The sequence below is a fragment of the uncultured Spongiibacter sp. genome (genome assembly GCF_964011655.1).
Classification (GTDB): domain Bacteria; phylum Pseudomonadota; class Gammaproteobacteria; order Pseudomonadales; family Spongiibacteraceae; genus Spongiibacter; species Spongiibacter marinus.
Genome location: NZ_CAXGPO010000002.1, coordinates 13,690 through 35,427, shown reverse-complemented (window position 1 = coordinate 35,427; position 21,738 = coordinate 13,690). Strand labels below are relative to the sequence as shown.

The 21,738-nt window shown below is 54.8% G+C and carries 24 protein-coding genes; 8 read left to right on the top strand and 16 right to left on the bottom strand.

Annotated features, from left to right (window positions below):
* Positions 1-72: 72 nt before the first annotated feature.
* Complete coding sequence (locus ABNS66_RS01505) at positions 73-882, bottom strand: amidohydrolase family protein (RefSeq protein WP_286839437.1); 810 nt, start codon at positions 880-882, stop codon at positions 73-75.
* Positions 883-981: 99 nt separating this feature from the next.
* On the opposite strand from ABNS66_RS01505, the gene ABNS66_RS01500 reads away from it, so the two are divergent.
* Positions 982-1,374, top strand: a complete 393-nt coding sequence (locus tag ABNS66_RS01500; protein WP_286839435.1) for a helix-turn-helix domain-containing protein — start codon at positions 982-984, stop codon at positions 1,372-1,374.
* Positions 1,375-1,574: 200 nt separating this feature from the next.
* Complete coding sequence (gene pyk, locus ABNS66_RS01495; RefSeq protein WP_027874860.1) at positions 1,575-3,008, top strand: pyruvate kinase; 1,434 nt, start codon at positions 1,575-1,577, stop codon at positions 3,006-3,008.
* A gap of 106 nt (positions 3,009-3,114) precedes the next feature.
* Here the strand turns inward: pyk and ABNS66_RS01490 are convergent, their stop codons facing one another.
* From ABNS66_RS01490 to ABNS66_RS01475, 4 genes are read right to left on the bottom strand one after another with little or no spacing between them, the layout of a single operon-like run.
* Positions 3,115-4,095 (bottom strand): enoyl-CoA hydratase/isomerase family protein, encoded by a 981-nt coding sequence (locus tag ABNS66_RS01490; protein WP_286839431.1) that lies wholly within the window; start codon positions 4,093-4,095, stop codon positions 3,115-3,117.
* Positions 4,092-4,982: an alpha/beta fold hydrolase gene (locus ABNS66_RS01485; protein WP_286839429.1), complete on the bottom strand. Its 891-nt coding sequence runs from the start codon at positions 4,980-4,982 to the stop codon at positions 4,092-4,094. The genes ABNS66_RS01490 and ABNS66_RS01485 overlap by 4 nt, the downstream gene beginning before the upstream one ends.
* A gap of 16 nt (positions 4,983-4,998) precedes the next feature.
* Complete coding sequence (locus ABNS66_RS01480; protein ID WP_286839426.1) at positions 4,999-5,391, bottom strand: hypothetical protein; 393 nt, start codon at positions 5,389-5,391, stop codon at positions 4,999-5,001.
* Between the two features lie 10 nt (positions 5,392-5,401).
* Positions 5,402-5,854, bottom strand: a complete 453-nt coding sequence (locus ABNS66_RS01475; RefSeq protein WP_286839425.1) for a hypothetical protein — start codon at positions 5,852-5,854, stop codon at positions 5,402-5,404.
* A 110-nt stretch (positions 5,855-5,964) separates the two neighbouring features.
* Between ABNS66_RS01475 and ABNS66_RS01470 the strand changes: the two genes are divergently transcribed.
* On the top strand, positions 5,965-6,981 hold the full coding sequence (locus tag ABNS66_RS01470) for an AraC family transcriptional regulator (RefSeq protein ID WP_286839423.1): 1,017 nt from the start codon (positions 5,965-5,967) through the stop codon (positions 6,979-6,981).
* A gap of 472 nt (positions 6,982-7,453) precedes the next feature.
* Here ABNS66_RS01470 and ABNS66_RS01465 read toward each other — a convergent pair whose 3' ends face one another.
* The 3 genes from ABNS66_RS01465 to ABNS66_RS01455 all read right to left on the bottom strand — a co-directional run bounded on the left by ABNS66_RS01465 (position 7,454) and on the right by ABNS66_RS01455 (position 9,725).
* Positions 7,454-8,404, bottom strand: coding sequence for a prolyl oligopeptidase family serine peptidase (locus tag ABNS66_RS01465; protein ID WP_286839532.1), 951 nt, complete (start codon positions 8,402-8,404; stop codon positions 7,454-7,456).
* 97 nt (positions 8,405-8,501) lie between these two features.
* Positions 8,502-8,927 carry a DUF1761 domain-containing protein gene (locus ABNS66_RS01460; protein WP_286839421.1) on the bottom strand — a complete coding sequence of 142 codons (426 nt, stop codon included), beginning with the start codon at positions 8,925-8,927 and terminating at the stop codon, positions 8,502-8,504.
* Positions 8,928-9,413: 486 nt separating this feature from the next.
* On the bottom strand, positions 9,414-9,725 hold the full coding sequence (locus ABNS66_RS01455) for a hypothetical protein (protein WP_286839419.1): 312 nt from the start codon (positions 9,723-9,725) through the stop codon (positions 9,414-9,416).
* 1,462 nt (positions 9,726-11,187) lie between these two features.
* On the opposite strand from ABNS66_RS01455, the gene ABNS66_RS01450 reads away from it, so the two are divergent.
* Positions 11,188-13,206 (top strand): TonB-dependent copper receptor, encoded by a 2,019-nt coding sequence (locus ABNS66_RS01450; RefSeq protein ID WP_286839418.1) that lies wholly within the window; start codon positions 11,188-11,190, stop codon positions 13,204-13,206.
* A gap of 54 nt (positions 13,207-13,260) precedes the next feature.
* On the opposite strand, the gene ABNS66_RS01445 is transcribed toward ABNS66_RS01450, so the two are convergent.
* A complete protein-coding gene (locus ABNS66_RS01445) occupies positions 13,261-13,680 on the bottom strand; it encodes a GFA family protein (protein WP_286839416.1) in 420 nt (139 codons plus the stop codon).
* 24 nt (positions 13,681-13,704) lie between these two features.
* Positions 13,705-14,136 carry a hypothetical protein gene (locus tag ABNS66_RS01440; protein ID WP_286839413.1) on the bottom strand — a complete coding sequence of 144 codons (432 nt, stop codon included), beginning with the start codon at positions 14,134-14,136 and terminating at the stop codon, positions 13,705-13,707.
* A gap of 180 nt (positions 14,137-14,316) precedes the next feature.
* Between ABNS66_RS01440 and ABNS66_RS01435 the strand changes: the two genes are divergently transcribed.
* On the top strand, positions 14,317-15,078 hold the full coding sequence (locus tag ABNS66_RS01435) for a glucose 1-dehydrogenase (RefSeq protein ID WP_286839411.1): 762 nt from the start codon (positions 14,317-14,319) through the stop codon (positions 15,076-15,078).
* 23 nt (positions 15,079-15,101) lie between these two features.
* Positions 15,102-15,935 (top strand): enoyl-CoA hydratase/isomerase family protein, encoded by an 834-nt coding sequence (locus tag ABNS66_RS01430; protein ID WP_286839410.1) that lies wholly within the window; start codon positions 15,102-15,104, stop codon positions 15,933-15,935.
* A 7-nt stretch (positions 15,936-15,942) separates the two neighbouring features.
* Here the strand turns inward: ABNS66_RS01430 and ABNS66_RS01425 are convergent, their stop codons facing one another.
* Genes ABNS66_RS01425 through ABNS66_RS01415 form a run of 3 tightly spaced genes read right to left on the bottom strand, consistent with a single transcriptional unit; the run spans position 15,943 to position 17,995 of the window.
* Positions 15,943-16,350 (bottom strand): MAPEG family protein, encoded by a 408-nt coding sequence (locus ABNS66_RS01425; protein ID WP_204994977.1) that lies wholly within the window; start codon positions 16,348-16,350, stop codon positions 15,943-15,945.
* Between the two features lie 48 nt (positions 16,351-16,398).
* Positions 16,399-17,850, bottom strand: coding sequence for a DASS family sodium-coupled anion symporter (locus ABNS66_RS01420; RefSeq protein ID WP_286839407.1), 1,452 nt, complete (start codon positions 17,848-17,850; stop codon positions 16,399-16,401).
* The gene (locus tag ABNS66_RS01415) at positions 17,831-17,995 is read right to left on the bottom strand and encodes a hypothetical protein (protein ID WP_286839405.1); all 165 of its coding nucleotides are present in this window, start codon (positions 17,993-17,995) and stop codon (positions 17,831-17,833) included. The genes ABNS66_RS01420 and ABNS66_RS01415 overlap by 20 nt, the downstream gene beginning before the upstream one ends.
* A 37-nt stretch (positions 17,996-18,032) precedes the next feature.
* Here ABNS66_RS01415 and ABNS66_RS01410 point away from each other — a divergent pair, with 37 nt between their 5' ends.
* On the top strand, positions 18,033-18,692 hold the full coding sequence (locus ABNS66_RS01410) for a sterol desaturase family protein (RefSeq protein ID WP_286839403.1): 660 nt from the start codon (positions 18,033-18,035) through the stop codon (positions 18,690-18,692).
* A 23-nt stretch (positions 18,693-18,715) separates the two neighbouring features.
* Here the strand turns inward: ABNS66_RS01410 and ABNS66_RS01405 are convergent, their stop codons facing one another.
* The 3 genes from ABNS66_RS01405 to ABNS66_RS01395 all read right to left on the bottom strand — a co-directional run bounded on the left by ABNS66_RS01405 (position 18,716) and on the right by ABNS66_RS01395 (position 20,810).
* Entirely contained in the window at positions 18,716-19,258 is a 543-nt protein-coding gene (locus tag ABNS66_RS01405; RefSeq protein ID WP_286695374.1) for a porin family protein, read from the bottom strand.
* Between the two features lie 427 nt (positions 19,259-19,685).
* Positions 19,686-20,282 (bottom strand): pentapeptide repeat-containing protein, encoded by a 597-nt coding sequence (locus tag ABNS66_RS01400; RefSeq protein ID WP_286839400.1) that lies wholly within the window; start codon positions 20,280-20,282, stop codon positions 19,686-19,688.
* Between the two features lie 99 nt (positions 20,283-20,381).
* Positions 20,382-20,810, bottom strand: a complete 429-nt coding sequence (locus tag ABNS66_RS01395; RefSeq protein WP_286695372.1) for a hypothetical protein — start codon at positions 20,808-20,810, stop codon at positions 20,382-20,384.
* A gap of 105 nt (positions 20,811-20,915) precedes the next feature.
* On the opposite strand from ABNS66_RS01395, the gene ABNS66_RS01390 reads away from it, so the two are divergent.
* Positions 20,916-21,737 carry a hypothetical protein gene (locus tag ABNS66_RS01390; RefSeq protein WP_286839397.1) on the top strand — a complete coding sequence of 274 codons (822 nt, stop codon included), beginning with the start codon at positions 20,916-20,918 and terminating at the stop codon, positions 21,735-21,737.
* The last annotated feature ends 1 nt before the right edge of the window (position 21,738 follow it).

Sequence of the window (21,738 nt, the reverse complement as noted above, 5' to 3'; positions counted from 1 at the left end):
AGATAAAAATGCCTGAGCGTACCCCTGCTCCTCCCTAAGTCGGCCTATGCTCCGCTGCGCCAATGGGGCGTTTCAATCCAGCTTAAAAACCCGCTTGGCATTTTCATACAGGAATAAATTTTTCGACTCTTCATCGAGCGCGAGTTCGTCCAATCCTGCGAGGGCATTTTCAGCCGTAAGCATCGGGTAGTTTGTGCCGAATAAAACCTTGCGCTTGCCGTGCGAATGCAGGAACCGGATCAGTTCGGGTGGGTAACGCTTCGCCGTATATGCCGAAGTATCGATGTAGACATTTTCATGCTTTGTTGCGACGGCAATCGCTTCTTCCGTCCAGGGGTAGCCAATGTGGCCGCCAACAATCACCAGCTCGGGGAAGTCCAGCGCTACTTGGTCTAGATAAATCGGGCGCCCAACCTCGCTAGGCATTAGTGGTCCGGTATGGCCTATCTGCGTACAGAATGGCACACTTAACTCGGCGCAGGCGGTATATACCGGATAAAACCTGCGGTCGGTTGGCGGCACCTCCCACAACCACGGCAGCACTCGTATCGCTTTAAAGCCCAGCTCATTGATACAGCGTTTAATCTCCCGGACCGCCGCCATTGGTTTTGAAATATCCACCGAGCCAACACCAACCAGTCTGTCCGGCGCTTGTTTAACAAACTCCGCGACCTCGTCATTGGAAATCATAACGTTTCGTGGCGCGACCCACGCCGAGATCAGGCTCTTACTAACATGCCCCGCATCCATCATGGCAATTGTCGCTGCCACAGGAACCTCGGATGTGGGAATCCCGCCTTTCGTCCAACGGCGGAGTGAATCAAATATCGGGTCCTGGAGGTGGCGCAGTGTTGGATGTTGTGCCCATGCGTCGATAATCATAGTGTTCATACCCAAGCTGAGTTACCATTTTGCTATCGATATGATAGCGCTATCACTACGATAGCGCGCAACACTGATAAATATCAAGAGACAGACCAAATGCCCAACAACGCTCTGATACCCGGCCGCCCCGTTAGAAACTCCAAATCCGGGCAACCGATTATGGTCGCGCTAGACCTACTCGGCAGAAAGTGGGCGTTGCGGGTTCTCTGGCAATTGCGCGACGGCAACAAAAGATCCTTCAGAGAAATCCAGTCGCAATGCGAAATCACCTCGCCAAACGTTTTAACCTCTCGTTTAAAGGAGCTGCGCGAGGCAAACATTGTCGTTCTTGAAGAGGCTGGCGGCTATAAAGTCACCGAGACTGGAATGCGCCTGCTACAAGCCATCGAGCCCCTAGCGCAATGGAGTGAGGACTGGGCAAAGCAGGTGGGAAGAGAAGACCTGAACTGCTACTCGAAGAGCAAAGCGGCGACGCCCAAGAAGATATAGAAGCTTGAAATCCGCCTCGCCGTTAACGCGTGGCTAGGATAAATGACCACCACTTCGCCATCGCGCTGAGTGATTTTTAGGGCTCGCTTTCCTTTAGCAAGCAGGTCAATTCCCACGACAGGGCGCAAACCACAATTCCCTTTCACACGTCGATTTTTTTGCCATAATCACTGCATAGACAATCAAACAGCAGGCAAGCTATGCGCAAAACGAAGATCATCTGCACCATTGGGCCAGCAACCAGCGACTACGAGTCACTGCACAAACTGGCCGACGCCGGGATGAATATCGTGCGCCTGAATATGTCCCACGGTGAACACGACAGCTGCGCGCAAATTATTAAGTCCATCAAAACCCTCAACCGCAAACTCCACCACCCGGTCGCGGTGCTGATCGACACACAGGGGCCGGAGATTCGCACCGGCGATATCAATAACGAACTCAGCCTGAAAACCGGCGATGTGATTTCGGTGGTCGCGCGGGGCGAGGCCGATGTCGAGGCCAGCTCGATCCAGATCAATTACGAAGACTTGATCAACGACGTGAATATCGGCGACAAGATCACCGTCGACAACGGCCTGATCAATCTGGAAGTGCTCAGCAAGGAACAGCGCACCATGCAGTGCCGAGTGATCGACGGCGGCGTATTGAAGAGCAAGCGCCACGTTAACCTGCCCGGTATTCGCGTAAACCTGCCCGCCATTACCGAGAAAGACCGCCGCGATATTCTGTTTGCCATGGAACAAGAGGTGGACTTTATCGCCCTGTCATTCGTGCGCAGCGCCGACGACATACGGGAATTGAAAACCCTGCTGGGCGACAAGGTCGATAAGATAAAAATTATCGCCAAAATCGAAGACCAGGAAGGCGTTAAAAACCTCGACGCCATTATTCAAGAAGCCGCCGGTGTGATGGTCGCCCGGGGCGACCTGGGTGTGGAAATTCCCTTTGAAGAGCTGCCCATTGTTCAGCGGCAAATTATTTCCCAGTGCGCGAAATACGGCCGTCGCGTGATTGTTGCCACTCACATGCTGGAGTCAATGATCGAAAACCCCATGCCGACCCGCGCCGAAGTCACCGATGTTGCCAACGCCGTGTACGAAGAGGCGGACGCCATTATGCTGTCGGGGGAAACCACCGTGGGCAAATACCCGGTGAAATGCGTGGAGGTGTTAGACCGCATTGCCCGCTCCATTGAGAAGAATCGCGGCCTGCGCTTTAGCGATGAACTGATCATGGACAACGACAAACAGGAAATTGCCGCCGCCGCGGTGAAGCTGGCTGAATCCATTCAAGCCAAGGCGATTGTTGTGCCAACACGGCGCGGACTGATGGCCAGCCTGGTCACCAACTGCCACCCCCAAAGCTCCATCATCTGCGCGTTTACTAACGACAGTCGCACCCGCCGCAAGCTGGTGTTAAACCGCAACGTGCTTAGCTACCGCATCAACTTCAGCTCCGACCCAGAGAAGACGCTCGCCAACGCCGCTCACATAATGATGAGCCGCGACGAATTCAGCGAAACCGATAAAGTGGTTGTGATTTCAGACGCCCTCTCCAGCCACGGTATCGAGGCGATTCAAATTCGCCAGCTTGGCGACTTGGTAGCGCGCTATGAGATTGACCATGCGTAACAGGCAGTACGCTCGCGCGAGCCAGGGCCGCAACCGCAGATTTCCGGGCATTGATTCCAAGCAGGATGATCTGCGGTAACCCCCCTGCTCACTCGCCGTTATGTGATCACCCATTCAGGTCGATAAGCTCATGTTCGTCAAAGGCCTGATTCACTGTTTTGCCCTGTGCCTGTGCATCACGTTGCCAACCATGGGCAACACGCGCCTGCTGTGTACAGGCTGTGTCCATAAACCGGGGCTCGTCAGTCTTTAGGGCATCGGCAAAGCGGAGATTTTGCCCTGTATGAACACAATGTTTGATGTAGCCCAGCGCTAATGGGCTTCTTCTGGCCAGGCGCGTAGCCAGCGCCTTGCTCGCAGCTTCCAGCTCAGCCTCATCAACGGCCTGATAGAGCAAACCCATTTTCTCGGCCTCATCTGCCGTTAAACGCCTGCCCAGCATAGAGAGCTCCAGGGCTTTGGATTCTCCAATCAAGCGCGTAAGGCTATGCATACCGCCGGAGCCAGGAACAAGGCCGACCAAACTCTCAATCTGGCCCAGGTGATAGGGCTCGTCGGCTGGCCCGCGCGCCATCAGCCGGAAGTCACACGCCAATGACAACTCCATACCATAGCCCTGAGTGTTACCACTGATGGCGGCAATTACGGGCTTGGCACTGCGGCGCACTTGAAGCACAAAGCGATTAGCGCGGGCATAGACCAGCGCACCTTCCAAGGGTGTACCCCGCGCCAAACGATCGACCAAACCGCGCAATGGGCGCATCGCATCAACGCGAATAAGCAGGCGCGCCAGACTCATCGTCACGCTGACGGCTGGCAAAAACCATCTCCCCAGCAGTGACCTTAGCCCCAGCGTTGGTGTTGTCACCCGCTGAATCTCATCCAGCGAGTAATGCGTGATGAATACCCCCGGCTCCGGATTCGCCAGAATAATAACGCGAACGTCATCGCGTTTTTCCAGCACTGTGAAAGCGGCATGCAAGGCATTGATGGTTTCGCCCACCATGTAGTGCCCGTCAGGATGGCTGAAACACAAGGTGGCAATGTGCTCGTCCACGCTCACATTGATTCGACGTTCTCCACTCATTGGGCAAGCTCCTTCAGAAAGCGGATTTGGTGGCGAATATTCTCTTCGAAGTACTCACCGACATAAGGCTGAAAGTGGTTGCAGGTCATCTCAACATATCGACTTTGCGGCATCCGTTCGGCGGTCTTTTTCACCGCCGCCAGCGGTGACAGGGAGTCATCTTTGCCTGCAATAATCAGCGCCGGGCAAGTTACCCTCGCGGCTCGGCGCAGCGGGCTAAACACACCAATCGATAAGAAAAAGCGCGCCGGCAGGCGGTTCCCCCAGTTAGAACCCTCCGGCACGATACGCATATAGCCATCGTAGGACTCCGCTGTGTTCATTGCGGCGAATTGACCCGGGCGACCCACCACGGGCACGGTGAACGACCTGCCAGTAAGCAGGTATAAGCCTACGTCCAGCAACGCTGCTGCCAGCCCCTTGGTGGCATGCAGTAAGCCGACTGCAAACACCGAGGCCACGTTGTCCACGAATGGCACCTGCGCCACAACCGCGCGTATACCGTCATGCCGAGCAGCCGCGCTTATCGCGTGACCGCCGCCAAAGGACGACCCCCACAAGATTGGTTTGGTGCCTTCCAGACCCGGCAAGCGGCGCATATAATTAATGGCGCTATCCCAATCCTGAGCGTGTCGCCAATGCGACACCCAGTTTCGCGGCTCACCTTCACTGTCGCCCAGGTTGCGATAATCAAATAGGAAAACGGTGAATCCGAGAGCGGCAAAACGTTCCGCAAATGCTGGCAAGCCAAAGCTTTTCTCGGCAGCCACACCATGAGCCATGATGATTACCTGTTCTCTATCCACCTCTTGCTCGGGGCGATAAAGCCAGGCGGCGCAAGTCAGACCATGGCTATCAAACTGGTGATTTTCGCGAGTGAAACACATTGCACTAACCATTCAACTATATTGCGGACTGTGATCGCTCAAGCCACGCTTGTTCTTCACCCGGCTCTGGCAAAATTTCCCCGCCTTCCATCGCCCAACTCGCTGGAAAGCCAAGCAGCGTCGCTAACACCTTCTCGGTAGATAACTGCGTCGCCTCAGCAATACCGTCGCGAATCCTCAGGCGTAAATCCTCGGTGAGTTCGGCATTGCGGTTACCGCCACTACGAACATTGCACACCACACCAACATCATGGCCGCCCTTAATACGATGTCCTTCCATGAAGATCACATTGACGAATTCAGCGGGGGCACCGGTCATAGCGCAGTGAATATCGGTAATGGCATCCGCGGTTTTCTTACGCGTTTCGTAACTCAGCGGCCTGCGAGTAGCGACGTTATATACGGGCATAGCAAGGCTCCTAAAGATTCGGGTTAAACTGAATGGGCGCACCCGAGAGAGCCGCTTTTAAAAAAGAACAGAGCATCTTAAAAACGAGGTGCAGACGGCCAATCAAGTCGAGCCTTTCCCGGCTGCTTTCAAACAACCCTGCAAACAAATCCTCCTCGACCACAGCCAGCATTAGCTCGTCAGGGTGTTGCGCGGTCAACGCCAGCCAGTCTTTCTCCAGCGCCTTCATCATTGCAACGCGCTTGGCTTGCTCAAGCCCCTTTTCGCACTCCATCGTCACCAGCGATGAACGCGAGTCCTCGTATTTAGTGAAGGCCTGGCCAGCGGGAATACGATTCCAGATCGTCAGCAATTTTTCCGTGCCGATGTACCGCTGGTAATGCTGCTTGATGTAACTATCCAGACGGCGGATGTCGGTCTGGGATAGCTGCTGCTCTTGAACAATAATCAACGCTTTGCGCATGGCTGCCTCTCCTGTAGTGCCACACTACTGTAAGGAAAGTGGGCCAGCGGAGTGATGATCAAGCTGGTCAATTAATTGATATTTATGGCCAAATCACTTAAAAGTCGATCATGGATACTCAGCCGAACAAGCGCGCCATCTCAAGCATCAAGGCCATGACCGACCTTGGCATCGAATATGGCCTTAGCCTCGACCAATGCCTGGACAGCACGGCTATCACCGTACAAGACCTCACTGATCCCGAGGCAATGGTTACGGTTTCCCAAGAGCTGCAAGTCATCGACAACCTGGTGCGGCACCTGCCAGACGTCAAAGGCCTGGGGCTGCAGGCCGGCATGCGCTACCAGCTCACGACACTGGGCATCTGGGCGTTTGCCATTATTAGTAGTCCAACGTTACGCGCCGCAATCGAAGTCGGGGTTCGCTTCGTCGACCTTTCCCATGTATTAGCGAAATATGACTTTGTCGAAAAGGAAGACTCGGCCGAAATTCATATCGGCATCGAACACATCCCGCCGCACTTGCGGACATTTGTGCTGGAGAGGCAACTCGCCACCACGCTTTTGCTAATACGGGAAATGACCGGGGAAGCGCTTATGCGCCCCAGAGAGCTATATCTAAGTATTGGTGAACTGCCGTTTACGACACTGCCCGATATTCTTCGAGGCACACGAGTGCATTTGAACAGCAGCATGAATCGCCTGGTGCTGGACAAGGCGCTTTTGGATAAGGCCACACCGAAAGCCAACCCGGCGACCGCCGCATTCTGCGTGCAGCAATGCGAAGAGTTACTCAATAAGCGCAAAGCACTATCAGGGTTCTCTGGCGAGGTTCGCGCCCTGCTGCTGTCGCACATCGACGCCATGCCCTCGCTGAACGAAGCCGCAAAGCATTTCCACATGAGCCCGCGCACCTTCCGTCGGCGCCTGGAAGAGAATGGCAGTCACTATCGCGAACTATTAGATGAAACCCGGCAAGGCGTCGCCATTGAATTGCTGAACACGGCAAATCTCAGTGTGGAGTCGGTTGCAGAACGCCTGGGATACGCTGAAACCGCCAGTTTCATTCATGCATTTAAACGCTGGACAGGTACAACGCCTGGGCAATATAAGAAGCACCCGCGCTGAACCGCTCACGGGCCAAAAACCTACCACACCAACTTGCGCAGGCTACTCGCACAGGCCTTTAACGATGCCGGTCTCGCGGTTCCCCATACGAGACGACCAAAGATAAATATACCGTGAAAAAAACTATTCCTTATTCCTCGCTGATCGAACTTGCTAAAGCGAATTGATGTGGGGGCAGTCCCACGCCCTGCCAACTTGAATCTACTTGGCACATCACCATTCGCCACCCGCTCAAGGAACTCCGCGAACGAATTAGCGGTGGACGGCGTCAACGGATAAGGCACTTCAATTATTGAGTCCGAATTTAACAGCGTTACACCGGGGCAACGATTTCCGCGGGTATCACTCAAATAGCACACATAAATCAGCACCTCACCAAAGCTGTGGTAGCTGAGAGTCTCTTCTCGTTTATACCGATAAAATCGCATAAGGAACTACACACTACCTCTGTCGAAAAATCGTACGCGCCCGGCTATTCACGCGCCTTTGAGCCACCGATATTTGCGCGCAACCAGCGATTGATATTCTTCACCACAACACTTCGCTGACTGACTCCGCGAGGATCGCCGAGGCGATGATCCAGCTCCTCGTACTTTCGATATTCAATATTATCTTTTCCAGCCTTGCGAAGAGCAGCCACTAACTCATCCACCTTCTTAGGCGATACCGATAAATCTCTCCCTCCCTGAACAATCAGCAAAGGGCTATCGACCGCGCCGAGAAGTGCCAATTGATCCAGAGACAGCATTTCATTCCACCACTTGTAACCATGACCACTCACCACAAGGTCAGATGGCGGACTATTCAGGATATGGCGCGAAAAACCGCTAAAGCTGTTAACCGCCTCTTCGACATCGGCGCTATCTTCCGCACTTGCCGAAATGCTGTGAATCACATCATCAATAAACCAGCGCCCGCCACCGTTGAACGCCACCGTAGCACTTACCTCATCAACCTTTGCCGCCACCATGTTTGCGACCGCAGCACCCTCGCTACCACCGAGCACAATCAGGTTCGGGTATCGTCCACGCTGCCTTACGGCAGAGAGAACCGCCTCAATGTCAGCCACGCGCTGTTGCGGGCTATCATTTTTCAAATACTGGGAAGGGCAATCGCTACGCTCCACATCCGCGCTAAAATTCAGCGCCTTATCAATGCCGTATTTTTCAATCAGCAGAACATCCGCTTCTGGCCATACGTTTCGGTAGTCGGAAAATATTGCCTCCACCTGCAGAACACTGTTGCAATCAGAACCTTGGAGGATCAGCAATAAGGTATCGCTCGCTGACGCGGTGGAAGGTTGCAGAAGGTAATAATGGATGCTCGAACCATCTTCTCGGCCCATTACATAGTCGCGAATGCTTTCTGCATACGCGGCATTAGCCAGCAACAGTAACACTGCAAAGATAAATCGAACCGTCATCACTTACCTAAATTCCACAACAAAACACTCGCACAACAGAGGCTTCAAGCCACCTGTTTTCCCGACACCGTTAACCACTATTTCTGGATCAAACTAATTAAGAAAATGCCCCGAGAATTGCGCCGATTAGTGCCAACTCAACGAGGCTATGCGCCGCATTGACTATCGTGAGCGTTGAAGACGTACGCGCAAAACCGTTGTAGTAAGCCAACGACGTACCGGTGAATGCAACAGCCAGGGCCGCACCTAACGCAGCTCCGGCTAGCACACCCGATAGCTGAAGTGCCGACATTAGCAACGCGAGAAGCAGTGTTTTTACCAAGCCTGACACCAGGGAAGCGGCAAATGCACCGCCGAGACCCTCGGTACTCTCCGCCTCCTCTTTTGTCAGGCCTAATGCATTTGCCCATGCCTCACCAAAAACCGCCCAGTGATACCAAGTAAAACCAAGCACGTAGCTAGCGACGGCTGCAGAAGCAATCGCTATATAGTTTAGGTTTTGTAGCGCTTCGAGAATGTTCATCTGTTTTCTTAGCTCTGTTGTGGCTCACATAGATCGCTAACGCTTTCATCGAAATGGGTGACTACTAACTGGGGAGGCCCCAACTCCTGTCTTGTTTCAACGATTGTCGAGCGGCCTTTACTATTTGAATAACCAGTCGTCTTCCATGACTTCATACACTTTGGCACTTCTACACCTCCTGAATGATCAGAAGGTGTCTATCAATCAGGAGAACTACATTGCCCCTTACAGCACCTTTTCAGGACCTGCCTGACACAATTGGGTAAAACTGCGTAGCAATATCTTCTACTCTTTTTTCAACCATTACATCATGTACAAACTTGTACTTTGCAACCAACCTGATACAGCTAAGCCCAGATTCATCATATGTATCCAGTTTCACTAAGTACTCATCGCCGAAATCAATATATACGGGGCACTTAGCATCTAACCAAGTCTTTCTTGGCCTAACCCAATCGTATTGGTGGTAACCGTTGTATGCGTTTTCTACTTCTTCTTCAATATCATATATCCCATGAACCCAGCCGCTTCGTAAGGTAGCCTTGGTGACAGACGGATCATCTTCAAGCGCCTCAGACAGCCGAAAAAAAGTCCCGAATTAGCTCCATTCATATGTCTTTTTGCTTTATTCCAAACTAGGTCTTGAGCTATCTCCGATTTTGGATCTGGCAAAATATGATAAATATCAAAATTATCTTGAAATACTGAACCGTCTAATATCCATACTAAATTTTGATAAAATTCTTCCCGAGAAACTCGCTCTGCATCGGTCATAGTAGAGTGTTGAATTTCAATCACTATGCCCGTAGGAGTCCTAACATCAGCTCTGTGTATCTCTCCGTCTTCCGCTACATGAGGTACTTCCCTACATTCTAATGGGAATTTATTTTTCCACTCTCTATGCCAAGCGGTCTCGTTCTCCCACCACGGGTCACAATCCCTGATTCTATGGTGAGCCCAATGATGCATTATTCTCGGACCACACTTGGCGATAGTTTCAGCACCGCAACAAGGGCAGTTTCCTCTGCCTCCCGAAAACGCCTCTACCTTTTCATCGTTCACTAATGCCAACTGCATAGATACATGCTCAACTTTTAAATTGCCACATCGCCTCACTGACGACTATAACTCTGACCTCACCTAATTTAGGTTCAGCTTCTCCTTTTGTCATGTGGATGCGTCTCGTCGGGGAGGCGACAAACTTGCCTTCACGGTACTCCTGCCACCAACGATAAACCATCACCGGATACAGACCCCATATCTCTGCGATTTGTGTCGCATCTACATCGAGCTAGTCAGTTAGCTCCACCACTTTAATTTCAAAATCAACCGCGTATTCAAAAACGCGTTCTTTGCTATGAATCTTTACCACACTTGCCCACCTCGAGGTTGGGGGAGGTTCTGCCCACAGAGTAAGGCGATTTTTATGGCTTTGTTATTCGTTTTTGACTCGTTTGAATCTGAGAAAATATTCACGATCCCTGCAAACCAAATCTTTCTTTAAATCACAACCAAAACGCGTCGATTGCAATTCCCTGCCATTTTCACAATTACCAGGTTCAAGATATATTATGAATTTATTGTTAGAAGGAATGATTTCAGACACCCCATACTGTATACAGGTCGTCGGACTTCCCCCTAAAAGCGAAGGATTATTAGGATAGTAAATCTGCATTACGGCCACATCTTTGGCCACACACATACGCATTAAATTCCTAATACCCGGTACTTGTTCAGTTACGTACTCCCAACAGCCCTCAACCGACTGCCAAACCGTACGAGAATTTTCAGGTTTGACCACACAGCCGGCACAAACCACTATAAATATGGCGACATATATCTTCACGACACACAATAGCTCGTTAAAGAGGGCTTCGTCCTCACAACAATCCTTATCGGGAAGTCACGAGAACAATCGCGAAGTACGCCAAGTGCGGGCTTGCTGGGGGTGTGCTTTAAGGAGGGTTTCACATCCATGCCGTAGTCACTTATTGCTTCCATTCTTAAGTACGCGGTGGCGTTTTGCTGGGGCCTGCAGCGCCATAACCAGGTACTCATGCTGCATTCAGTATTCCACACTCTTTGGCGGCTTGGAACCGGCGAATTAACGGTGTACTAACCGCCAAGCGTTCTTTTATTTGTGAATTTAATTGCCGACGTCGGTGTTTTGCGGCGGGTTTGGTGCGACACCATGTCACATCCTCAGGCGTTGAGTCAGTCATTAGACTATTGCCGACATCTATAATTAGGCGATTTTTCTGTGAAGAAGCAATTTTTACTGACGGCGTTCGCAATGGCGCCCGCACTGGGTTTGGCCAACCATGATTTGGCCATTGAATTGGTAGAGGTGACGGCTGAGCGCGACCTGGACCCGACAGCGGATCAGATTTTTAGCGATGCGCCGCTCACCAAGCCGGTGCACGACGCCGGTGAGTTGCTGCGTTCGGTAACGGGCATGAGTGCCACGCGGCGTGGCGGTCGCGGCTTTGAGCCAATTATTCGCGGCCAGAGTCAGAACCGGTTGAATATTATTTCCGATGGCGCGTTTAACTACGGCGCCTGCCCCGGCCGCATGGACCCACCGACCACTTATGTCGGCTTTGACAGTTTTGATCAGGTTTCGGTTATTAAGGGCAATCGCTCGGTGATTTACGGCGCGGGCGGCAGCGGCGGCACGCTGTTGTTTGAACACCAACGCCCGGAATTTGATGAAAGCGGTTATCGCGGCAATGTTCGCCTCGGCTACACCGGCAACTCCGACCTCCGCAGCGCAGCGGTGGATTTTGCCGCAGGCAATGACCGCGGCTTTGTTCGCGTATTCGGTGAGAATATTGAATCTGACAACTACGATGATGGTGACGGCAACACCGTGTCGTCGGCCTTCGACTCCAACAGCTTTGGCGTGATTGTAGGTGGCGATATCGGCAACCACTATCTTGAAGCCTCTCATGAGGTGGCCAACGAGGAAGACCTGTTCTATGCCGGGAACGGCATGGACGCACCCTATGCCGATTCCACCACCAGCCGCTTTAAGTGGGATTACAACGCCTCGATCGGCCCGGTAGATGCGCTGTCTCTGAATCTGTATCGCAGCGATGTTACGCACTTGATGGACAACTACACGCTACGCCCGCGCAACGCGATGCCCAACGGCATGGCAGCGCCCAGTTCATCGGACACCTGGGGCGGCCGCTTTATGGCCACGCTAAATGGCGACAACAGCGAATGGCGAGTGGGTATCGACCACCGCGCCAACGACCGCCGTGCCGACCTGTTTATGGATGCCGGCAAAGACGGCAGCTTCGATATGCTGGTGTCTCGCATGTGGCCCGATATCGAGCAGCGCCTAACGGGCCTGTTTGCCGAACTGGACTACAAGCTGAACGCGGTGGATGAGCTGCGTGTAGGCGTGCGCTATGACCAGTTCCGCTCTGAGGCTACCTCCAGCGAAAAACCCGCCGGCATGATGGGCGCGGCCACCCCCGCCAACCTTTATCAGGCTAACTACGGCACGCGCAGCAACAAGGCCACTACCAATGACCTGGGCCTGGTATTGGGCTGGGACCGCAAGCTGAGCGAAAGCACCTTGTTTAGCACCAACCTTAGCCGCTCGGTTCGCCACCCGGATGCCAGCGAGAACTTTATTGCCCGCAGCGCCATGGGCAAGAGCTGGGTGGGCAACCCCAATATCGACCCGGAAATTCACCAGCAACTAGACCTGACCTTGCTGTCTCGCCAGGGCGACAGCCACTGGTCGGCCACGGTGTACTGGGACGAAGTGACCGACTACATCGAGCGCTACAATCGCGGCACTGCCACCCTGTACCGCAACACCAACGCCCAGTTGCGCGGCGTGGAATTGGAGGCGGGCAAACCACTGTTTGGCGGCGTATCTGCGCGGGTGGGTATTGCCTATACCGAGGGTGAAGGCGACAACGGCGACCTGGCGAATATCTCGCCGCTGCAAGCCACCACCCATGTTGATTATCAGCGCGATGGCTGGTCGGTGGGCGTTCAATGGATTGTTGCCGATCGTCAAAACCGTATTGATGTCAACAACGATGTACCGGAAGAAACTGCCGGTTTTGGTGTGGTGAATATCTACGGGAACTGGGAAGTGACCGACGCGCTATCGCTGGAAGCCGGTGTGGAAAACGTGGCGGATAAGAATTACGCCTACCACGTTAACACCGCCTCATCTGACCCCTTCGACCCAACGGCCGTTCGCGTGAACGAACCCGGACGCCAGTACTGGATCAAGGCGCGCTATCAATTCTAACCCCTTCACCCGCTGGCATTGCGCCGCGGGTGCTTTTTTGCCGCCGGAGCAACGCTACTTAGCTGCGTAGGCGGCAAACACTTCTTCGCCGGTCAACTTCTCGGTGGCATTGGCAAACGCGTAGTAGGTTGGTTTTTGGTCGATGAAGATCTGCTTGCTAAATTGCCAGCCCACATCGCCAAACAAGCCCACCGGCAGAGCGTAATGGTTGTCGGCCGTTAATCGATAAAACAGGTGTGTGCCGCACTGGCTACAAAAGGCGCGCTCGGCCCACTCAGAAGACTGATAACGGCTGATATATTCCTCACCGCTGAACCGCACCTCGCCATCACACTCCACGGCCAATAGCGGACCGCCGCCCCACTGGCGACACATGTCGCAGTGGCAGGCATCGATATGCATAGAGGACGGGGTGGCAAAAACCGACACCTTGCCACATAAACAACTGCCTTGTTGCTGCGTTTCACTGGCCATCACACTCTCCTTTTTGGGGTAGTTTCACTGCTCGGTTGTCGCCTGCTCCAGTTGCGCCACCAGCTCGCTGACCGCCTCGGCAAACTTGCCGTCATCGAGCTGTTCACTCAGCTCACTGGCCCGCTGGGCATGCGTTAACGCCCGCGCCAGGTCTTGCTGCTCGGCAAACACTTCTGCCAGGGCGAAATTTAATGAGGCGATATATTCATCCAGGCCTGCGCGCTCAGCGCAGGCTAAGCCGGTTTCGTAGGCGGTAATGGCCTGCTCCACGTTGTTGGAAAAATCGCCCAGGGCCTCCCATTGCAGGGGGTGGTCGGCCTCGGTGTCGGCATTGTCTGCGCACAGCGCCTTTAAGGCCTGAAAGGCTTTGGCCTCGCCCTTTCGGTCGTTGCCCTCGGCGGCGCGCAGCAGATTGAGGGTGAGGCAGTGAATCTCGTCGTATAGCGGTGCAGACATGAATACATCCTTTGGCGGCAGTTTGGCGCTGCCCGAAACTGAAGGTAGTGGCAATGCCAAGGTTTATAGCACGGCCGGTAGTGTGGCTAACAGCTTGGCCGACTCTGCCATTGGCGGGCCGCTACTTTGCCACCTACTATGGTCGCAGCCCACCAACGATAAAAACAGGGAGCCATCACCATGCATAACATCGACCTCAGCGGCAAAATCGCGTTAATTACCGGCGGCAGTCGCGGCCTGGGGCGCGCCATGAGCCTCGGCCTGGCGAAAGCCGGCGCCGATATTATTGTGGCCAGTCGCAAGCTGGAGGCCTGCGAAGCCGTTTGCGAGGAAGTGCGCGCCTGCGGCCGCCGCGCCGTGGCCATTGCTGCCCACGCTGGCGACTGCGCCAGCCTCGACGCCTTAATCAGCCAAGCACTGGAGGCGATGGGCAAGGTGGATATTTTGATCAATAACGCTGGCATCAACCCCGCCTTTGGCGAGCTATCGGCACTGGAGCCCGCCATGTTCGACAAAATGGTGGATGTGAACCTGAAGGGGCCTTGGTATTTGGCCTCGCGGCTGGCACCCCATATGGCAAAAAGCGGCGGCGGCAGCATTATCAACGTGATCTCGGTTAGTGGTTTAAAGCCCTCGGCACTGATGGGCTTTTACGCCACCACCAAAGCCGCACTGAATGCCATGACAAAAGTGATGGCCGCCGAGTGGGCCGATAAGAACATTCGCGTTAACGCGCTGGCCCCCGGCACCTACCTGACCGACATGGTGAAAAACAGCTTCCAGGTACCGGGCTTTGAAGAGGCCACCCTGCAAAGCAATTTACAAAAACGCATTGCCGACGCGGACGAAATTCTCGGCCCGGTACTGTATTTGGCCAGCGACCTGGGGCGCTACACCACGGGCAGCACTGTCGTCGCCGACGGCGGCTTTATGGTGCTGTAAGGCGGCGTATAAGGATTAGCACAATGAGCAACTACCCCGACTTTAACTGCCTGCGCATCACGCCGCTGGAAGGCCAGATTGTCGAGCTGCAACTGCACCGCCCGCAGTCCCGCAATGCGCTGAGCTGGGAACTGATGCGCGAATTAAAGGCCGCTTTGCACCTGCTTGATCAGGACAACCGCGTACGGGTGATTATTCTCAGCGGCGCGGGCAAGTCTTTTTGCGCTGGCCTGGATTTACTCGACCAAAACAATACGGACAGCCTGCGCGACACCATTGGCGAGATCAAAGCCGGAAGCCGCGCCGGTATGCGCGCCCAGGAATACATGGCCGATATTGCGCTGCTGATGCGCCGCATTCAGCAGCCGATTATTGCCGCTGTGCACGGCCACGCCTACGGTGGCGGACTGGCCTTGGCACTGGCCTGCGACCTGCGCATAGCGGCAAGCACGGCGCGCTTTTGTAGCCAGTTTATTCGCCTGGGGGTTTCCGGTTGCGACTTTGGTGTGAGCTATACCCTGCCGCGTTTGATCGGTGCCAGTCGCGCCCACGACATGATGCTGACCGCCCGTGTGGTCGATGCCGAGCGCGCCGAGCAATGGGGCCTGGTCACCCGCCTTACCAGCGATGTGGCACTGACCGAAGAAGCCCGGGCACTGGCGCGCTCCCTCACTGAATTCAGTCCCTATGGCGTGATTTCGACCAAGCAGGCAATGTGGGAAAACCTCAACGCCCAGTCACTGCAGCAGGCGCTGCAACTGGAGAATCGCAATCAGATTTTGAACGGTTTAAGCGGGGATGTTGAAGAGGCAGCAGCGGCCTTTTTTGAGAAACGGCCGCCGCGCTTTGATGACTAGGGCAGGCTTACATTACCCGCCAGCCCATCGCCTGAAACAGCACTTCAACCGCCAGCGCTATACCGCCCGCATAAGTGCCGAGTGCGCCGATAAACCGCATTGGGTTGGGGCGCGCCATGGTGCGCGTGGTGAGAATGCCCAGCACAAACAGCACGCGGCAGGCGGTAACGGCCACCATGGTCCACATCACCCACAGGGCCATTTGTGCCTGGCTGGCAATGTAGATCAACACCATTAGCGCTGGCGCGTATTCAACCGTGTTGGCATGGGCGCGAATGGCTTTGTGCAGTGGGTCTTTCGGGTCGTCTGGGCAGCCGCTACCGCGCTTGGCCTTGGTGCGTGCAATACTAACGTTTAAACCCAGCACAAAACACAGCAGCCCCAGTACCGCGATGCAGATCATCGGAATATTCATGTTTACCTCGTTATCGTTGTTGTTAGTTTGCGCGTAATAAGCGCTTTCCTAAGCCAGCCATAGCAGCGTGATGACACCGTAACTACACAGTGACACCAGCGCAATACCCAGCAGATTCAGGGCGAAACCGGCGCGCATCATATCGCGAATTTCCAGCTCGCCACTGCCAAAGATCACGGCATTGGGCGGTGTCGCCACCGGCATCATAAACGCGCAGGAGGCCGCCAACGCCGCCGCGCAGCAAAACAGCAGGGGCGATATCCCCTGAGCCACCGCCAGCGCACCGAGCAGTGGCAAAAACGCCGCCGTGGTGGCGGTGTTACTGGTTAGCTCGGTGAGGAAGATCATTACGCTCACGATCAACAGCAATATGAGCGCCAGTGGCAGCGCCGCCAGTTGTTCAAAACGGCTGGCGATCCACTCGGCCAGCCCCGAGCTGCCAATCAGCGCTGCCAGCGCAAGCCCGCCACCGAACAACAGCAGCACACCCCAGGGCAGCTTTTCGGTGGTTTTCCAGTCCAGTAGTGCGCTGCCCGGCACACCGGAGCGAATCACAAACAAACTCAGCGCCGCCGCCAGTGCAATGCCGGTATCACTTAAGCCCGGCAGCAGTTGCTCGGCAAAGGGACGGCCTATCCACGCCGCAGCGGCCACGCAAAAAACAATGGCCACGCGGCGCTCGGCAGTGGTGATCGGCCCCATTTCCCTCAGCGCTTGGCGGCTGATGTCGGCATTGCTGTAGTCGGCAACGCCGCTAAAGTCGCGGCGACATAATAGCCGCCAGCAGATCACTAACATTGCAAGCGACAGCGGCAGCGCCAAGCCCATCCACTGGGCAAATCCCACCTCAATGCCGTGACTGCTTTGTAAGTAGGCGGCGAGCAGAGCATTGGGAGGCGTGCCAATCAGGGTAGCCATGCCGCCAATACTGGCGCTGTAGGCAATGGCTAACAGCAACGCGATAGCGTAATTGCGCCTTGCGGCGCCCAGGGACTCAGGCAACAGACCAATCACCGACATCGCTATCGGCAACATCATTACCGAGGTGGCAGTGTTACTTACCCACATACTTAGAAAGGCAGTAGCGACCATAAAGCCGGCAATTTGCCGACGCGGCTCCGCGCCCACGCGGCACAATATGGTCAGCGCCAAGCGCCGGTGCAACTGCCAGCGCTGCATGGCCAGGCCAAGCATAAAGCCGCCCATAAACAGAAACACAATGGGGTGGGCATAGGCCGCCGCCACCGCCTTGAGGGGCGACAGACCAATGATGGGTGCGAACAGCAGTGGCAGCAGCGCCGTAGCGGGAATGGCAATGGCCTCGGTGCCCCACCAAAGCGCCATCCACAACGCCAGCGCCGCACACAGCCAGGCGGTATCGCTCATACCCGCCGGTGCAGGCAGCAGCATCGCACCAACCAGCAAGCCAGGGCCGAGTAGCAGCGCAACGCGGCGCAGGGTGCTGGCAGGCGACGGGGTATCAGCGGGTTGGCTCGGCACTGGCAGGGTCCATGGCGATAAATATGTAGCGCTTATAGTAACGGCCTGCCGCCACTTCCACTACCGCCCGGCCCGCGCCACGCTCAAGATTGAAAATCGGTGCTTCAAACAACTCTCGTAAGCCACTACCCAAGACCCGCTTCAATAGCTATGCTCTGGGCAGCTTTACAGGAGGAGACACCATGCAACGCGATGCCATGCTGGCGTTTAGAGAGCGCTACCGCCGCGACATCAGCCCCTACTATTCCGGCTGGCTGCACATGTTTATTGTGGCGGCGATGGGGTTAGCCGTGATCGCCTACGCCGTTATGCAAACCGAGCAGCCCTCCCCTGCCGAGTACCTGGCGCTGCCGATTACCTTAATAGTGGTGAACTTTGCCGAGTACTACGCCCATCGCTGGCTGGGGCACCGCAAAACCCGACTGGGCGGATTATTTTACAAACGCCACACCGGCGATCATCACAGCTTTTTTCTGCACGACGATATGGACTACGCCAACTCGCGGGACTGGCGCGTGGTGCTGTTTCCCAGCTATTTGATCGTGGCGTTTATTGTCGGCTTGGCAATACCCGGCGCGCTGGTGTTAAACCAGATCGCCAGCCCGAACATCGCCTACCTCTATGTGATCGCCGCGATCGGCGGCTACCTGCTGTACGAGGTGCTGCACTTTAGCTATCACATTCCCGAGGGCACGGCGGCCGAGCGGGTATTTGCCTGTATTCCTGGCTGGCGCTCTCTGCGACACAGCCACCGCGTTCATCATCAGCGCGATAAAATGGCCGCGTGCAATTTCAACATCACCCTGCCGATTTTTGACTACCTGCTGAAAACGCGGCAATAAGCGGGCCTTGCGCCCGCCATCGTTTAGAAGTTGCGGCTAAAACCGATGCTCAAGCCGTCCATTTCCAGCTCGTCTTTATCGGTGTAACGGGTTTGCTCAACGGTAATCGCCAGCAGGTCGCTCACTTCAAACGCGACGCCCAGGCCGTAGGAAACACTGTCGCGCTTTTCACTAACCGTGACTCGGCCGAGGCGCTGCGCCACTGAGGCATTAAATTTGGTGTGCGACGCGCCGAGCAATACATAGGGATAAATGCTTTCTGTTACGGGGTAACCCACTTTCAGGTAGGCGCCGAGCAGTTGCTTGAGCTCAGTTTCCACTGCCATTCCCTCGATATTGACGCTGTCATCGCCCAGCCCCATACCTGCGCGGAACTCGGCCGCCAGGTAGTCGTTAAATTCCATGCCATAGCGCAAAAAGGCAAAGGCCGGCTCCGCTTCTTCACCGCTTTCGGTTACGGAGAACTGTCCCGCCGCGGCGCCAAAATAACGGTCTTCTTCAGCAAGCGCTGGGCACGCTGCAGCAATACCGCTCGCCAAAACCAAAGCAGAGAATGTGTTACGCATGGTGTTTTCCTTCTACATCGCCAGGGAATGAACACGCTGTTCGATAGTTTATGCAGAGCGTGAAACACACCGCGCGTCACCTATCGACAGCAAATTTGTCGGGCACGATATAGATTGAAAAAGCGGATCGCAAGGGAAAAACGGACAAATTCTACCGCATTATTTATGTCGCGATCATACATACATTTTACGCATTCAGCGCAGCAATAATTAGTATTGAGGCCGTGAATCAATGCGATAAAAACCCGTGTTTTTAGCGATAAAACCCAGGGCCTGCTAACACTAATTGAGATGCACCTGCCGGAGGTCATCCTTGCCTCCAGCAGGGCGAAGGAAGCGACGTCTGGTTATTCCAAACTTCTCTTCTCATTCCTGGATTGACGAATTTTTAGCCGCAACAGGCGTAACTCAATTAGTCAGAGGTGCCCTAGTCACTCAGCTCAATATCTAAACTGTCGAGCAGGCTAAGCGCTTCGTAGCGACTAAATTTTGCGCCGCTAATGCGATTGTGAAAAATATCAATGTGATAATTCTGTGCGTCGCGAAAATCCGCGCGCTCAAGAACGGTTTTTGAAAACTGGGCACCGCTTAAATCGCTGCGTTGAAAACTGGCCTGACTCAGATCTGCCTCACGAAAATCTGCGCGACAGGCCCGGCAGTCTTCCACGATCAATTCCGGTAATTGCAGGCCGTAAAACGAGGCGTCGTCTAACAGGCACTGAAAGAACTGCACCGGCGCGGCAAACAATACCCGTGGCCAGGAAACTTTCGACCAATCCACGCCGCGCATTTTACAGTCGCGAAACAGGCTGTCTGAAAATTTGCTGTAGCCAAGGTCCAGTAAGTTGAGGTCGCACTGTTCAAATTCGCAGTCGACAAAATTGCAGCGCTGAAAACTGGCCTGAGAGAAATTGCACTGTTTGAAGTGACAGCCCTCAAACTCCACACCCTCGATGCATTGATCCTGCATCTCAAGCTCTGAGAAGGTCTGTGAGTAGTAGCTGCTGTCGGTAAAGGCGGTCATTGCGGCGCTCGTCCGGTGAGAGTGGTTCGTTATGCTGCCCTGCTACCTGGAGCGTCGCAAGGCACAAACGGCTTAGGCGGCGGTATATCGTGCTCGCCGTCAGCCGGCGCTGCGCACGCTCGCCCCGTCACGTTGCGTTAGCGGCAGGCGCTTATCCTGCGCCTCGTAAAATGCCCGCCTGGCGCGCATGCGGTGATTAACGCACTCAACCATGTGCCGATCGGATTGCCAGTTATGGCAGCCGCCCGGCGCCGTGTACTGCTGCTCGAAAGCCCGCTCTAATTTCGCCTGCCGCTCTGCCTTTGCCCGCGCCGCCGCTTTTCGCTGGAGAATGCGCTGTTGCTCGGCGTCCCGCTGCGCTTGCTGGGCCGCCTGGTGCGCGGCGATGCGCTCCAGATTTTGCGTTTGTAACTGCTGGACGTTATTCATCATGCGCTGACCAAACTGCTCGATAATTGCCACGCGAAACATCCACAGCAACGCCACCCCGGTGACGACAATCACCCCTTTGAATAACCATTGTTTCACTGCCGATCACTCCTTGAAAAAACTGCTAAAAATTCCGTTTTACTACTATTGACGGACCGGGCATTTCACCGTAAAAACCCGCCGTTCAATTGCGTGTGTTATACCATGGCCTGGATCTCTTTCGATGTGTTTCGCAGCCTCGGCTTCGCCGATACACAAGTCCTCAAACCCGACGATATTTTTCGTTGTCGCGAAGATATAAGCAATGCCGACTGGGTGCTTTACCCGGAGTACTGGCAGCTCAACGCGCTGGTTTATGGCCTGAACGCGCGGGTTTTCCCCAGCGAGGCCAGTTATCGGCTCGGCCACAATAAAATTGAGATGACGCGCGCCTTTGAAATTGTCGCCCCCGGGCATTGCCCGCAAACGCTTATCCTGGCGAACACGCCTGAAAACGCGCAGCGAGTGTGGCACGACATGTTGCTGCCCTTTGTCGCTAAGTTGCCCAAGGCCTCTCAGGGCGACGGGGTATGGCTGATCGGCGATCGCGCCGACTGGGAGCGCTACCTGCAACGCAGCGACGTGATCTACGTTCAGGAGTACCTGCCGATCGACCGCGATATTCGCGTGGTGGTGATCGGCGACAAGGTGCTCTCGGCGTACTGGCGTCTGCAATCTGAACAGGGCTTTTACAACAATGTCGCCAAGGGCGGCTTGTGTGACCACAGCACCGTTCCCGAGGCGGCCACCCAGCTCGCCCTGCACTTAGCACGCAGCCTGGATATCAATCACGCAGGGTTCGATATTGCCATGGTCGGCAATCACCCCTATGTATTGGAGTTTAATCGGCTGTTTGGGCATCACGGTGTTGAGGGTGGCGGACGCGCGGTACGCGATGCGGTGCAGGCCTATCTGCTGGATCACTCCGAACCCACCGGCCCCAACTACCCCAGCAGGCCGCCGCGACGGCTGCAACGCGTGGCATAAA